At 69.5% G+C, this 14501-nt stretch carries 9 protein-coding genes; 4 read left to right on the forward strand and 5 right to left on the reverse strand.

The window, feature by feature from the left end:
- Positions 1-59: 59 nt before the first annotated feature.
- The 4 genes from NVU01S_RS27840 to metH form a co-directional block, all read right to left on the reverse strand.
- Entirely contained in the window at positions 60-923 is an 864-nt protein-coding gene (locus tag NVU01S_RS27840; protein ID WP_043678403.1) for a HalD/BesD family halogenase, read from the reverse strand.
- A 224-nt stretch (positions 924-1147) separates the two neighbouring features.
- Positions 1148-1786: an HAD family hydrolase gene (locus NVU01S_RS27845; RefSeq protein WP_052281148.1), complete on the reverse strand. Its 639-nt coding sequence runs from the start codon at positions 1784-1786 to the stop codon at positions 1148-1150.
- 146 nt (positions 1787-1932) lie between these two features.
- Positions 1933-3636 (reverse strand): serine/threonine-protein kinase, encoded by a 1704-nt coding sequence (locus tag NVU01S_RS27850; RefSeq protein ID WP_043678407.1) that lies wholly within the window; start codon positions 3634-3636, stop codon positions 1933-1935.
- A 391-nt stretch (positions 3637-4027) separates the two neighbouring features.
- Positions 4028-7624 carry a methionine synthase gene (gene metH / locus NVU01S_RS27855; RefSeq protein ID WP_156161854.1) on the reverse strand — a complete coding sequence of 1199 codons (3597 nt, stop codon included), beginning with the start codon at positions 7622-7624 and terminating at the stop codon, positions 4028-4030.
- Between the two features lie 218 nt (positions 7625-7842).
- Between metH and NVU01S_RS27860 the strand changes: the two genes are divergently transcribed.
- The gene (locus NVU01S_RS27860; protein ID WP_029902048.1) at positions 7843-8727 is read left to right on the forward strand and encodes a PAC2 family protein; all 885 of its coding nucleotides are present in this window, start codon (positions 7843-7845) and stop codon (positions 8725-8727) included.
- Between the two features lie 503 nt (positions 8728-9230).
- On the opposite strand, the gene NVU01S_RS27870 is transcribed toward NVU01S_RS27860, so the two are convergent.
- Positions 9231-9536, reverse strand: coding sequence for a hypothetical protein (locus NVU01S_RS27870; RefSeq protein WP_029902050.1), 306 nt, complete (start codon positions 9534-9536; stop codon positions 9231-9233).
- A 352-nt stretch (positions 9537-9888) separates the two neighbouring features.
- Here NVU01S_RS27870 and NVU01S_RS27875 point away from each other — a divergent pair, with 352 nt between their 5' ends.
- The 3 genes from NVU01S_RS27875 to NVU01S_RS27885 all read left to right on the forward strand — a co-directional run bounded on the left by NVU01S_RS27875 (position 9889) and on the right by NVU01S_RS27885 (position 14501).
- Positions 9889-11004 carry an NsdA family TPR-like regulatory protein gene (locus NVU01S_RS27875; RefSeq protein ID WP_307683570.1) on the forward strand — a complete coding sequence of 372 codons (1116 nt, stop codon included), beginning with the start codon at positions 9889-9891 and terminating at the stop codon, positions 11002-11004.
- A 118-nt stretch (positions 11005-11122) separates the two neighbouring features.
- Positions 11123-13003: a TIGR02677 family protein gene (locus NVU01S_RS27880; protein WP_244467450.1), complete on the forward strand. Its 1881-nt coding sequence runs from the start codon at positions 11123-11125 to the stop codon at positions 13001-13003.
- 85 nt (positions 13004-13088) lie between these two features.
- On the forward strand, positions 13089-14501 hold the full coding sequence (locus tag NVU01S_RS27885; RefSeq protein WP_043678450.1) for a TIGR02678 family protein: 1413 nt from the start codon (positions 13089-13091) through the stop codon (positions 14499-14501).

Genomic DNA, 14501 nt, shown 5'->3' on the forward strand with positions numbered 1-14501 from the left:
TCGTTCCTCTCGGGTCGAGCGGTGTTTCCCGATCGACGTGGACGATCGGGCCGTTCGGCTCAGTCGAGCAATCGGTCACCGCGGACGACGTCGGCCGCGGCGGCCAGATGGTCGGGAAGTACTCGACCGAAGAGTTGCCGGGTGCGCTCCACCGTGCCGATCACCCCGGGCCGGTCGGTGTAGGCGAAGATCGCCGAATGCCGCTGCGCCGCACCGTCGACGGGCGAGACGCGGTGCAGTGAGAAGCGGCCGCGGAACAGTTGCAGATCGCCGGGGCGCAGTTCGAGCCGCTGGATCAGCGCTGTGCCCGCGCCGGTGAGCACCGCGCGCACATCGTCGAGTCGCTCGGCCTCCGGCGTGCGAATGTTCGGGCAGTACTCGAAGATTCCGCCCGACTCCGCCGGTTGGGTGAGCATGCTGACGGTGAATTCGTTGGTGTCGAAGTGCCAGGGATGCGACATGCCCGGCGCGACGACGTTCAGGCACAGACCGGCCAGCGGGTCGGCGAACTCGTGCAGTTCGGCCAGGTCGAAGCAGTCGGCGACGAAGCGCTGGAACCGCGCGTCGACGTAGAGCCGATGGATCAGCGCGTCGCCGGGGATGCGGTCGCGGGGCACGAAGGCGTTGCCGCGTTCCAGCACGATCCGGCCGGGATGATCGTCGGGCAGTTCGGTGTCCAGTGGGATGTTGTAGGCGTTGACCCGCTCGACTTCGTAATAGGCGTGCGGGGCCATCGCCTCGCCCTGCGCGCGCAGGGTCTCGGTGAGTTCGGGCCGAATGAAACCGCGCAGTACGGTACATCCGCTCGCGGCCAGTTCCGCCCGCGCCGACGCCACCGCGGCCCGCCGGCCCGGGTCCGCCGCATCCGCCAGTGGATACCGAGCGGTATCAACGATCTCGTCGAGCACACCCGTGGCTGCCATGGCGACATTCTGGTAGAGCGAACGGCCGACACGCCCGAGATTCGCCGAGATTGCCGGTGATCGCGGTCACAGGTATCAGCTGGGCGCACTACCGTTGCGGCACAGTAACTCTCGGCAAACGCGCTCGGGTGTGTCGCGCGCCGACCATGATCGACTCCGAGCGCCGCGGGCCGGTTTCACCCGTCGCCGCGTTCCCCCGCGACGCCGCTGCGGTGACGAAATGCTCAGTTGCGCAGCAACAAAGCGCGTTCCAGATCGGCGAGGGTGAGTCCCACGAGCGAATCGCGGAACATCCGTCCCGGTCCGTCCGGAACCGCGATCTCACACGGCACCACGAGCACCGCACACCCCGCCGCGTGCGCCGCCCGGACACCGGTCGGCGAATCCTCCACGGCCACACAGTGTCGCGGCTCGACGCCGAGCAGCTCGGCGGCGCGCAGATAGACATCCGGTTCCGGTTTGCCGCGCGACACCTCGTCACCGCACACCGAGAGGTCGAAGAAATCGCGGCCCAGCGTGTCCAGTCCGAACTCGGCGAGCGACCGCTTGGTATTGGTGACGAGGGCGGAAGGAAGCCCGGCCGCACGCACCAGTGCGAGCGCGTCCTTGGCACCGGGCCGCCACGGAATCGGCCCGGTCATCAGCTCGGCCACCCGCCGATCGAGGAACTCGGCCGCCTCCTGCACGGCGACCGGCGTCGGATCGATATCGAGACTGGTGAAGATGATCCGCATCGCGTCGTCCCCGGACGCGCCGATCAGCGCGTGCCGGATCTCGTCGGTCATCTCGTGCCCGAGTTCGGTGGCCAGCTCCCGCACGCCGACGTCCCAGAGCTTCTCCGAATCCAGGAGCGTGCCGTCCATATCCCACAAAACAGCAGCTGGTCGCGCGGTCACACATCTCCTCGTCCGATTACCGATCAGGCCGTAGCCACGATAACCGTCACCCCCGAACCACCACCGTGGCCAGTTGCCGAGTTGTGGCCTCTACCACGCCCCGAGCGGCCTGCTCACGTGCCCGAGGCGGTGATCAGCATGCGGCCGTTCTCCGAGGAGACCTGGAACCAGCGGGTCTCGTTCACCGTCTCCCCGCTCTTCTTCACATAGACGAGCGAGGCGACGGCACGGTTCTCGCCGTTCGGCGTCGCCGAACGGACGGTGATCGAACTGATCGTGCCCCACCAGCGGACGTACTCGTTGTAACCGCCGGCCACGCCCTGGTACGACGGCGCGAGCTGGGACCACGCGGCGCTCGGATTGCCGGGCAGCATGCCGTAGTAGCCCTGCACGAATTGCGCGACCTTCTCGGGGGTCGGCGGGCCGAAGGGGGTCGCGGTGACCGTGGTGGTCGGCGGCTTGGCCGACGAGGACGGCGGGGCCGAGGACGGCGTCGGCGTGGGCGTAGGGCTCGGGGCGGTGCTCGAGGTGGGTGCCGGTGTGGTGGTGGGCGCCGGCTCCTGCGGCTGCTGTGGTTGGGGCGAGGGCGCCTCGGTCGCGGGCGGCGGGCCCGCGACGGCCGGGGCCGCGCTGCTCGGTCCCGGCGGGGCCGCTTTGTCGCCGTCGCCGCCGGTGCCCTTCACCAGGACAGCGACCAGACCGATCACGACGAGCACCGCGACGAATGCGCCCGCGCCGAGCAGCAGCGCCCGGTTGCGCTCCGGCGCGGCCCCGGCACCGGCGGGTAGCGTGCCGCCGGCCCGGCCGGGCGGAATCGGCGGCTGCGCGGAAACGGACTCGGCGACAGGCGGATTCGTCAGCCCGGCGGCGGGCACCACGGTGGTGGCCGCGGTCGCGTTCGCGGTGTCGGCGCCGGGGCGCGGTAGCACGGTGGTCGCGCCGTCCCCACCGGGGGCGGGCATGACCTTCGTCGAGGGCGGCGGACCGAGCGTCGGAACCCGGCCCTCCGCAACGGCTTCCAGCGCCTGCTGCGCCTCGCGCATGGTCGGGCGGGCATCGATGGTGGGCGCGAGCAGACGCATCAGCACCGGGCCGAGCGCGCCCGCGTCCTTCGGCTCCGCGATCTCCGCGCGCGCGACGGCGTGCAGCACGGCGAGCGGATTGTCCCCCTCGCCGAACGGCGGCAGCCCCTCGACCGCCGCGTATAACGTTGAGCCGAGGGCGAATACGTCCGAAGCCGGTTCCGGGTTCTCGCCGCGTGCCACCTCGGGCGCCAGGTAGGCGGGTGTGCCCGCGAGGAAGCCGGTGGCGGTCACCGTGACATCGCCGACCGCGCGGGAGATGCCGAAATCGGTGATCTTGACCGTGCCGTCGTCACCGACGAGCAGGTTCGCCGGCTTCACGTCGCGATGCATGATGCCCGCGTCGTGCGCGGCGGCCAGCGCCCCCGCGGCCTGCGCGCCGATCTTGGCCACCTCGGTGGGCGCCAGGGTGCGCTTGCCGGAGAGCTTGGCCGCCAGACTCGGCGCGTTCATGTACTCCATCACCAGCCACGGCTGGCCGTCTTCCTCGGCGACGTCGAAGACGGTGATCGCGTTCGGATGATGCAGCCGGGCGGCGATGCGGCCCTCGCGCATGGCGCGCAACTTCGCCTCCAGCGCCGCCGAGCGGGTCAGCCCCGGCGCGAGGATGAGCTGCTTCACCGCGACCGTGCGTCGCAGCCGGACATCCGTGCCGCGCCAGACAACCCCCATGGCACCTGTGCCGATCGGATCCGTGAGTCGATACCGTCCCGCGATCAATCGGTCCGCCGTCATGGTGTTGTGCCTTCCTGCTTACGCCCCGAGCCTGTACCGCACCGGCGCGCAACGCTCGGAGATGTCCGAAATTGCTACGCGCCGAAGTACTTTGCACCCGTAAACAGCGATGGCTACGCATCCGCCGACTGCCCCGGATGCAGTTGCAACGCTTCCGACAATGGCATACCCACCCGACACACATCCACCTCACCGCGAACGCCCGGGCGATCCCCCAGGTCAGCGCCCCGCCACGCCGAGAGCCGAAATGCCGTCGGCGCGTCGGAATCTCCGCGCATCATGACATATGGGCAGGTAGCCAAGGCCCTGTCGAGACGCGAACAGTGTTCCGCCACCGTGACCACGATCACTGCGGACGGACTTCACCTGCTGAAGCCGCGCGGGTCGTGGGTCAGGCGTTGAAGTACTTCGCCTCCGGGTGCAGCAGCACGAACGCGTCGGTGGACTGCTCGGGATGCAGCTGCAGTTCCTCCGACAGCACGACGCCGATGCGGTCGGCCTCGAGCAGGTCCACCAGCTTGGCGCGATCCTCCAGCTCCGGGCAGGCGCCGTAGCCGAAGGAGTAGCGCGCGCCGCGGTAGCCGAGCTTGAAGTACTCCAGCACGTCGGTCGGATCGGAGTCGGCCACCGCGTGCCCCTCCAGGGTCAGTTCCTCGCGGACCCGGCGGTGCCAGTACTCGGCCAGCGCCTCGGTGAGCTGCACGCCGATGCCGTGCACCTCGAGATAGTCGCGGTAGCTGTCGCCCGCGAAGAGCTCGTTGGCGAAATCGGCGATCGGCTGCCCCATCGTGACGAGCTGGAAGGGCAGCACGTCCACCTGCCCGGTCTCCTTCGCCCGCTCGCGCGAGCGGATGAAGTCGGCGATGCACAGGAACCGGTCCCGCTGCTGGCGCGGGAAGGTGAACCGATACCGTTGCGGCGCATCGGGTTCGGGTTCGGTGAGCACGATCACGTCGTCGCCCTCGGACACCGCGGGGAAGTAGCCGTAGACCACGGCGGCGTGCTGCAGCACGCCCTCGGTGCTGAGCCGGTCGAGCCAGGCGCGCAACCGCGGCCGGCCCTCGGTCTCCACCAGTTCCTCGTAGCTGGGCCCGTCGCCGCCGCGCTGGCCGCGCAGCCCCCACTGCCCGAGGAACAGCGCGCGCTCGTCGAGCAGGCCCGAATATTCCTGCAGCGCCAAGCCTTTCACCACACGCGTACCCCAGAACGGCGGCACCGGCACCGGCACGTCGGCCGCGACATCGGAGCGCTCGGGCACCTCGATCGGCACCTCGACGGCCTTACGCTGCTCGGCGATCCGCTTGGACCGTTCGTGGCGGGCCTTGCGCTCGGCGGCCTTCTCGCGTTCGGCGATCGCCTCCGGGCTGTCCGGATCGGGGCCGCCGCCGCGCTTGCGGGTCATGATGTCGTCCATCAACCGCAGGCCCTCGAACGCGTCGCGGGCATAGTGCACATCGCCCTCGTACACGTCGGTGAGGTCGTTCTCCACGTAACCGCGGGTCAGCGCCGCGCCGCCGAGCAGCACCGGGAATTGTTCGGCGACACCCTTGGAGTTGAGCTCCTGCAGGTTCTCCTTCATCACCACCGTCGACTTCACCAGCAGCCCGGACATGCCGATGACATCGGCCTTCTTGTCCACCGCCGCGTCGAGGATGGTCGCGATCGGCTGCTTGATCCCGAGGTTCACCACCTCGTAGCCGTTGTTGGACAGGATGATGTCGACCAGGTTCTTGCCGATGTCGTGCACGTCGCCCTTGACGGTGGCGAGCACGATCCGGCCCTTGCCGCTGTCGTCGGTGGCCTCCATGTGCGGCTCGAGATAGGCGACCGCGGTCTTCATCACCTCGGCCGACTGCAACACGAACGGCAGCTGCATCTGCCCCGACCCGAACAGCTCACCGACGGTCTTCATGCCCGCGAGCAGCGTCTCGTTGATGATCTGCAACGGCGGCACCTGCGTCATCGCCTCGTCCAGATCCGCGTCCATCCCGGCCTTCTCGCCGTCGACGATGCGCCGCTCCAGCCGCTCGAACAGCGGCAGCGCCGCCAGCTCCTCCGCGCGCGAGGCCTTGGACGAGGACGTCGAGACGCCCTCGAACAGCGCCATCAGCTTCTGCAGCGGGTCGTAGTCCTCGGTGCGCCGGTCGTAGACCAGGTCGAGCGCGGTTTCGCGCTGCTCGTCGGGAATGCGCGCCATCGGCAGGATCTTCGAGGCGTGCACGATCGCCGAATCCAGTCCGGCCTCGACGCATTCGTGCATGAACACCGAGTTCAGCACCTGGCGCGCGGCCGGATTCAAACCGAAGGAGATGTTCGAAAGGCCGAGGGTGGTCTGCACATCCGGGTGCCTGCGCTTCAATTCCCGGATGGCCTCGATCGTTTCGATGCCGTCCTTGCGCGACTCCTCCTGGCCGGTGCCTAGGGTGAAGGTGAGCGTGTCGATGATGATGTCGCTCTCCAGCAGTCCCCAGTTGCCGGTGATGTCGGCGATCAGCCGTTCGGCGATCTCCACCTTCTTGGCGGCGGTGCGGGCCTGGCCCTCCTCATCGATGGTGAGCGCGACCACGGCCGCGCCGTGCTCGGCCACCAGCGCCATGGTCTGCTGGAAGCGCGATTCGGGGCCCGCGCCGTCCTCGTAGTTCACCGAGTTCACCGCGCAGCGACCGCCGAGATGCTCCAGGCCGGCCTGCAGCACCGGGGTCTCGGTCGAGTCGAGCATGATCGGCAAGGTCGAGGAGGTGGCCAGGCGGCTCGCGAGCGCCTCCATATCCTTGGCGCCGTCGCGGCCCACGTAGTCGACGCACAGGTCGAGCATGTGCGCGCCGTCGCGGGTCTGGTCCTTGGCGATGTCGAGGCACTTCTGCCAGTCCTCGGCGAGCATCGCCTCCCGGAAAGCCTTGGAGCCGTTGGCGTTCGTGCGCTCGCCGATCATCATGATCGAGGCGTCCTGCTCGAACGGCACCGCCGTGTACATGCTGGCGACGCTCGGTTCGTGTTCCGGGTGGCGGCGCTGATCGATCGGCGGCAACTTCGGCTCGATCTCCCGCACCGCGGCGGTGACCTGCCGGATGTGCTCGGGGGTGGTGCCGCAGCAGCCACCCACCAGGGCGAGCCCGAACTCGGAGACGAAACCGCTGAGCGCGACCGCCAGCTCCTCGGGCGTCAGCGGGTATTCGGCGCCGTTCGCGCCCAGCACCGGCAGGCCCGCGTTCGGCATCACCGACACCGGCACCTGCGCGTGCCGGGACAGGTGACGCAGGTGTTCGCTCATCTCGGCGGGACCGGTCGCGCAGTTCAGGCCGATCATGTCGATGCCGAGCGGTTCGAGCGCGGTGAGCGCCGCGCCGATCTCGCTGCCGACCAGCATGGTGCCGGTGGTCTCCACGGTGACGTGGGTGATGATCGGAATCCGGCGCCCGGCCCGGCGCATCGCCGCCCGGCTGCCGGTGATCGCCGCCTTGACCTGCAACAGGTCCTGGCAGGTCTCGACCAGGATGGCGTCCGCGCCGCCGTCGAGCATGCCGAGCGCCGCCTCGGTGTAGGCGTCGCGCAGCACGGTATAAGGAGCATGGCCCAGCGTGGGCAGCTTGGTACCCGGCCCCATCGAGCCGAGCACATAGCGCGGCGTCCCGTCCGAGGACGGGCCCATCTCGTCGGCCACCTCGCGGGCCAGGCGGGTGCCGCGCTCGGACAGGTCCCGGATGCGGTCGGCGATGTCGTAGTCGGCCAGGTTCGGCAGGTTGCAGCCGAAGGTGTTGGTCTCGACCGCGTCCGCGCCCGCCTCGAAGTACGCGCGATGAATATGGCGCAGCACGTCGGGGCGGGTTTCGTTGAGGATCTCGTTGCAGCCTTCGAGTCCCAGGAAGTCGTCCAGGGTCAGGTCGGCCGCCTGCAACATCGTGCCCATCGCACCGTCACCGATCACGACACGACGGCGCAGCGTGTCGAGTAGCGTGGTGTCGAACTCGGCGGGAATGGACGCAGACATGTGATCAAGGGTAATGGTCGACTGCGACAGCACAGCCTGCCGCATCTTTGTCTGCCCTGCCACACGCACAGATCCGCCGTCGGCGGGAACACGCCGAACCCGGTCCCGGCATCCGGGACACCGCCGCATCGCGACCATCGGGCCCACCGCGGGCCGCGCCGTCCCCATCCGCGATTCGATGCCGGACTTCGCCGCGCGCTGCCCACTATGCTGACCGAGTGAACCCCAGTGAAACTCCCGATCCGGAACTGCCGACGTTGCGGGATCCGGTGCTGGTCGCCGCCTTCGAGGGCTGGAACGACGCGGGCGATGCCGCGAGCGGCGCCGTAGAGCATCTGGAACTGATCTGGGACGCCGAGCCGCTAGCCGAACTCGACTCCGAGGACTACTACGACTATCAGGTCAACCGGCCGACGGTACGCCAGGTCGACGGCGTGACCAGGGAAATCCAGTGGCCCTCGACCATGCTCTCGGTGTGCTCGCCGCCCGGCAGCGACCGCGATATCGTGCTGCTGCGCGGCATCGAACCCAATATGCGCTGGCGCAGCTTCTGCGCGGATCTGCTGGAATTCATCGAACAGCTCGGCGTGCAGACCGTCGTCATCCTGGGCGCGCTGCTCGCCGACACCCCGCACACCCGTCCCGTCCCGGTCACCGGATCCGCCTACAGCAAGGAAGCGGCGGAACGGTTCAACCTGGAACAGACCCGCTACGAGGGGCCGACCGGCATCACCGGCGTGCTGCAGGATCAATGCGTGAAAGCGGGCGTGCCCGCCGTGTCGTTCTGGGCCGCGGTGCCGCACTACGTGTCCCAGCCGCCCAACCCCAAGGCCACCATCGCGCTGCTGCACCGGGTCGAGGACGTGCTCGATATCGAGGTGCCGCTCGGCGAACTGCCCAAGCAGGCCGAAGACTGGGAGACCGCGGTCAACGAGATGACCGAGGGCGACGACGAGGTCAGCGAATACGTCCGGTCGCTCGAGGAACGCGGCGACGCCGCCGTCGACGTGAACGAGGCCATGGCCAAGATCGACGGCGACGCCATCGCCGCCGAGTTCGAAAAATATCTGCGCCGCCGCGGCCCGGGCAGCTTCGGCCTCTGACCGCCGCGGTCCCCCGGTCAGCCGATGCCTTTCGCGGCAGCTCGCAGAATGTACTGCTGCTCAACAAGATTCCTCGCCGCAGGACGATGACACCGCCGACTGCCGGAGGCGTTCGGCTGTGTCATGTGGTTGTCCGCCATCGGCTGCGCGGTCGCGAGGCGACGGGGCAGTAGCGGGCCTGCTGGTCGGCAGCGGCCGGTCGGCTTGGGGGCCTGGCGCTTTCGGCGTTCCCGATGGGGAACGGCGATGGCCGGGCTGATGCTGATCCGGCTGCACGGGGTCCGGGTGCGCGCGCCGTCGAGGGCGGTGCCGAGGATCAGCTTGGTGGTCGGGATCTGCCGTGCGGCAGGTTGTTCCACTGGTCGGGCAGCATCCTGGTGGGCGCTGCTCGGCTCGCTGGCGGCCGGTGTGGTCGCGGCGAGGGTGGTTGCGCAGGCCTGACGGCGTGCAGACCGGCTCGGGCGCGGGTGGCGCCGCGGCGATCAGCGATGCCGTCGGGCTCTTCAGGTCTCGATGGTCCAGACCTGGGCCGCGGCCTCCTGCGCCAGCTTCGCGAGCAGTATGTCGCGCGGGATCGTCTGGCCGGCAAGATGATCGAGCGACGGGACCACGACGTGGTGCGCGTCGGCTCGCTTGAGTTCCTGGGTCAGCTCGACGAATGCCGTGCCGTCACCGGAAGTCGATTCATGGAACGTTGCGGCGAAGCAGAGCCCTTCCTCGCGGGCGAGGGTGTTCATCGCATCCTCGAGCTCTTCGCTGTGGCCATCGGCCAGATCGTCACGCACGTATCCATAGATCAACGCTTCCACCCGAACCTCCGTTGGATTGGGTACCGCTGTTCTCATGTGGATCATCTCATTGTGTAGCACTTTGCCGTGCAAGGACAGATGCAATTGCATCTGTGTCGGACGAAACGGGTCCGGCAAACTTTCCGCTCCCATGTCCAGCATGCACAACGCCAAACTGCGAATGCAGATGTCAACCCACTGACACCTATATGCCCTATCTCGGCCACCGAGCGTTAACTGGTGCGATACTACTGTCGTGGCCGCTGGAGACGATCGACCCGTCTGGGCAGTCCGGATGCGCTCCGAACGCGATGCGCGGGGGTGGTCACAGGCCGATGCCGTCCGCGTGATGCGCGCCAAGTCATCTCACAACTTGCCGACCGACAGTACACTGCTCCGTAACTGGCGCCGCTGGGAATCGGGCGAGTCGCGACCGGATGATTTCTACGCCCCCATCATCGCCGCCGCCTTCGACACCGTCACGGCGGCGTTCTTCCCCAAAGCCAGGCCGAATCGCGACGACGAGGTGCTCTCGGCAACCGGCATGGACACCCTCGAGTTCATCGGCCGACTCCGCATGTCCGACGTCTCCCCCGCCACCCTCGACGCCATCCGGATCACCGCCGAACGCCTGTGCTGCGAGTACTCCTACGCCGATCCGCACGAGCTCCACGCCGAGGGCACCGGCTGGTTGCGCCGGATCACCGCGCTCTTGGACGGCCGGCTGACTCTCGCCCAGCACCGCGACATCCTGGTCCTCGCCGGATGGGTCGCACTGCTCGTCGGTTGCGTCGACTACGACCTGGGCCGCCGGACCGCCGCCGAGGCCACCCGCCGCGCCGCGTACTCGCTCGGCCAAGAGGCGGAGAACACCGAAATCACCGGGTGGAGTGCGGAAATGGCCGCTTGGTTCGCACTGACCCAGGGCAACTATCGGGGCGCGATCGACGCCGTCGACCAGGCGCTCGAGGCCAGCCGGAACCTGGGCGTCGGGGTACAGCTGGCCGCGCAACGAGCGAAAGCCTGGGCCCGCCTCGGCGATCGGCACGAGGTCGAGACGGCGCTCGACGAGGGCCGGGCAATTTTGCAGCGACTCGATCATCCGATCAACCTGGACAACCATTTCGTCGTCGATCCGCAGAAGTTCGACTTCTACGCGATGGATTGCTGCCGCGTCGCGGGTGAGGATCGGCTCGCCGAGACCTACGCGAACGAGGTCATCCGCAACTCGACCCGGGCCGACGGCACCGTGCGCAATCCCATGCGGGTGTCCGAGGCGCACCTGACCCTCGCGGTGGTCGCGGTCCGCAATCGCGATCTGGAACTCGCGGTCGACGAGGGACTGCGCGCGTTCGCGGGTAAACGCCGTTCGCTGCCCTCGCTGATGTGGATCGCGGGCGAGGCGGCACGCGAGATCATCGCCCGCTACCCGGGCGATCCGCGCACCCGCGTGTACCTGGACCAGCTGCGATCGCTCTCGACGGAGTAACCGGGAGCGCACCGGCACAGCCGAATTCGGCGGCGAACATGCGGCAAACCGGACACGGGCACGCCGAACCGGCCCCGTTCGTGCCGTGGGCGACCGGCCCGCTACTACCCTGTTCCCGGTGACCGACTCCGCCGACGGCGCCGCGAACGCCGCCTCCGTCCTCTGGGACGACCGGCTGCGGCTGTTCTCCTTCGCCACCGCAGAGCGCCGCACCGATTACCTGTGGGTGCTGCGCGCGTTCGACAGCGCCCGCGCCGCGTACGTGGTGTTGCTGCACGCCGACGATGTGGCGGAGTGGATCGAGCGCAACGGGCAGGTGCCGCGCACCCCGGCCCAGTTCGCTGCACCGTCCGCGCCCACCGGGCCCGGTGCCACGACTCCCGCAGCCGCCACGTCCGATGTCACCGCAGCCGAGGCGACCCGGTCCAGCACCACCACACCCGAGACCACCGGGTCCGACACCACCGTGCCTGGAACCGCAGGGTTCGATGCCGCCGCCCGCGGAGCCATCGCGCCCGCGCCCCTCCAGCAACCCGCTGACGTCGCGAGCCAGCAACCAACTGAGGACAATCGAGCCGCCGAGAACGCCGCCGACGAGGGTCCCGCGAGCGCCGCAGCCTGGTCGGATGTCCAGGGCGACCGCCCGGCCGCACCCCGCCTGACCGCCGCCGAGATCGGCCCGCTGCTCGACCAGTTGCATCAGTGGGGCGTGCTGGAGCGCAGCTACGACGGCACTCGCGCCGCCACACTGGCCGAATATCGCAACCGGCACTTCGTCTATCAGTTCTCCCAGGCCGGATTCCAGGCCTATCGCGCGGTGGCCGGTGTGCTCAACGCCCGGCTCGACGAGGCCTCGCTGTCGCGTCTGGTGCTGCCCGAACTGCTCGCCGATCTGCACACGCTCGCCGCGGCGAACCGGGACGGCGACGCCGAGCGGGTCTACCGCACGCTGCGCCGCCTCGACGCCGCGCTCACCGATATGGCCGCGCGCGCCGCGCACTTCTATCTCTCCCTCGGCGATCTGGTGCGCACCACCGAGATCACGCCGGAATCGTTTCTCGCGCACAAGGACGCGTTGCTCGCGCACATGCGTGAATTCAGCCTCGACCTGGCCCGGTTCACCCCGCGCCTGGCCGCCGCGATCGCCGAGATCGAGGAGACCGGCGTCGAGAATCTGATCGAGCGCGCGGCCGGCTGTGACGAGCGGGTACTGCTGAGTCCGGCCGAGCGACAGGCGGATTGGCAGGCGCGCTGGGACGGGTTGCGGACCTGGTTCGTCGCCTCCGGTACGGGCGAGTCGGTGGGCACCACCGAGGCCGAGCGGTTGCGCGAGGCCACCATGAGCGCGATCGCGGCGGTGCTCTCGCTGCTGCGGCGGGTCACCGAGACCCGCCGCGGCGGGGTGAGCCGGGAGTCCGCGCTGCGGCATCTCGCGGGCTGGTTCACGGCCGCGCCGAGCGCGGACAGCGCGCACGCCCTGTTCGACGCGGTCTTCGGGCTGGGCAGGCCACGGCATCTCGCGATGGAACATCCGGACGCGGACGTCATCCCGGCGTTGCGTTCCTGGTGGGAGGCCCCGCCGCTGGAGATCTCGCGCACCCTGGCCGAGACCGGACGGCCGCCCTCGGCCGGCGCGCCCGCCCGAATCCATCGCAACGACGCGGGAATTCGCCGACTGCGCGAGGCCCAGCTGGACGCGCAGCGCGCCCGCGCCGAGGCGGCCAAATCCCTGGCCCGTGCCGACGTGCACAACCGGGTGCTCGACGAGCGCGAGACCGAAGTACTGTTGCGCCTGCTGGATGCCGCGTCCACCGCGTGGGTGCCGGTGAGCGGGCGGGTCGCGGGGACAACGGGATCCGACAGCGGGGTGACCCTGACCGTGTCCGAACATCCCAGTTCCACGGTGGTGCGCACCGCGCACGGACTGCTGCACCTGAACAACCGCAGGCTGGAGGTGCGCGAGACGACGCGGACCCGCGCGAACCGGAACGCTCGATGAACACCACGGCGCCGACTCCCGCCGCGCGCCGAGACGGCACGCCGCGGGCCGGCCGGAATCTGCGTGACACACTGGAGCGCTCATGATGCACGGACGCAAGATCGACTCGCTCGCGCTGGACAACTACCAGCGCGCCGCCCGGGTCATCCTCGCCAATCATCTGGTGACCAGGACCTATCCCGACCGGATCGCGCTGCCGCTGATCCGGCGCTGGGCCACGGAATTACGCGAGGACCTGGCCGAACTGTTCGGCTACCGGCTCGAGGTCACCGAGACCACGGCCCGGGTGTTCCCGATCATCGACCGGCTCGACGCGGGCAAGCCCGCCCGTACGCCCGCCGACCGGGTGTTCGACCGCAGGCGCTACGCCTACCTCGCGCTCTCGCTGGCCGCGCTGGGCCGGGCGGGCGATCAGATCACGTTGTCGGAGTTGGCCGATCAGGTCGCCGCGTACGCGGGCCGGGTCGAGGGACTGGAACTGTCCACCGACCGGGCCGCCGATCGGGACGCCTTCGTGGACGCGGTCGGCTGGCTGACCCACCGCGGCGCGCTCACCCTGGCCGACGGCGACGCGGGCGGCTGGGCCAGTGACCCGGAGGCGGGCGAGGCGCTCTACGACATCGACCGGCCCGTGGTGTTCGCCCTGTTCCGGCCGCCGCGCGCGCTGCAACATCTGCACAGCGTGCGCGGGCTGCTCACCGAGGAGGGTGCGGGCGCGACACCCGCGCCCACCGCCGCGGACCTGGCCAGGCGGGTGCGCCGCACGCTCGTCGAGCGCCCGGTGGTGTATCTCGAGGATCTCGCCCCCGCCGAACGCCCGGTGCTCGGACACGACCGGATCGTGGCCGATGTCGAACTGTTCACCGGACTGCGGGCCGAACGCCGGGCCGAGGGCGTCGCCCTGATCGATACCTCCGGCCGGCTCTCCGATATCCGCTTCCCGAGCACCGGCACGCTGGCCCAGGTCGGTCTGCTGCTGGCGGGCGAGATCGCCGACCGCGTGCTCGATATCGACAACCTGCTCGACCGGCGGCCCGCGCCGCCCGACGCGGGCGAGGCGCTCGCCGCACAACTGGACGGCGCGATCCCCGAGTCCACCGTCTTCGCGCCGCTCGCCGAACTGCGCAGCGTGTTCGAAGACCAGGCGGCGCAAGACGATTCGGCCACGGAGCCTGATCAGGACGAGCCGTTCGAGGCGACCTACCCGCTGGTCGAATCGGCCTGGGTGCGCGAGACCATGCAGGCGCTCACCGATCGCTACGGCGCCACCTTCGCCGCCCAGTGGCAGGCCGACGTGCCGGGGCTGACCACCGAAGTGGTCGCGCTGCTCGAACGGCTGCGCCTGGTCCGCTCGGTCGAGAACGGGCTGCTGGTCCTGCCCGCCCTGGCGCGCTATCGCGGCGCGGTGGTCACCGTCCGCACCAAGCGCACCGAGGAACTGTTCGTCACCGCGGCCGACACCTACGGGTCCGACAGCACTGGCACGGAAGGGAACTGA

Origin of the sequence: Nocardia vulneris, assembly GCF_001613425.1 — a bacterium.
In the GTDB taxonomy this organism is placed as follows: Bacteria; Actinomycetota; Actinomycetes; order Mycobacteriales; family Mycobacteriaceae; genus Nocardia; species Nocardia vulneris.

What these genes read in the sequence shown, in the direction of transcription:
- NVU01S_RS27840 (WP_043678403.1), bottom strand. Translation starts at nt 923, where the DNA reads ATGGCAGCCACGGGTGTGCTCGACGAGATCGTTGATACCGCTCGGTAT.
- NVU01S_RS27845 (WP_052281148.1), bottom strand. Translation starts at nt 1,786, where the DNA reads ATGGACGGCACGCTCCTGGATTCGGAGAAGCTCTGGGACGTCGGCGTG.
- NVU01S_RS27850 (WP_043678407.1), bottom strand. Translation starts at nt 3,636, where the DNA reads ATGACGGCGGACCGATTGATCGCGGGACGGTATCGACTCACGGATCCG.
- metH (WP_156161854.1), bottom strand. Translation starts at nt 7,624, where the DNA reads ATGTCTGCGTCCATTCCCGCCGAGTTCGACACCACGCTACTCGACACG.
- NVU01S_RS27885 (WP_043678450.1), top strand. Translation starts at nt 13,089, where the DNA reads ATGCACGGACGCAAGATCGACTCGCTCGCGCTGGACAACTACCAGCGC.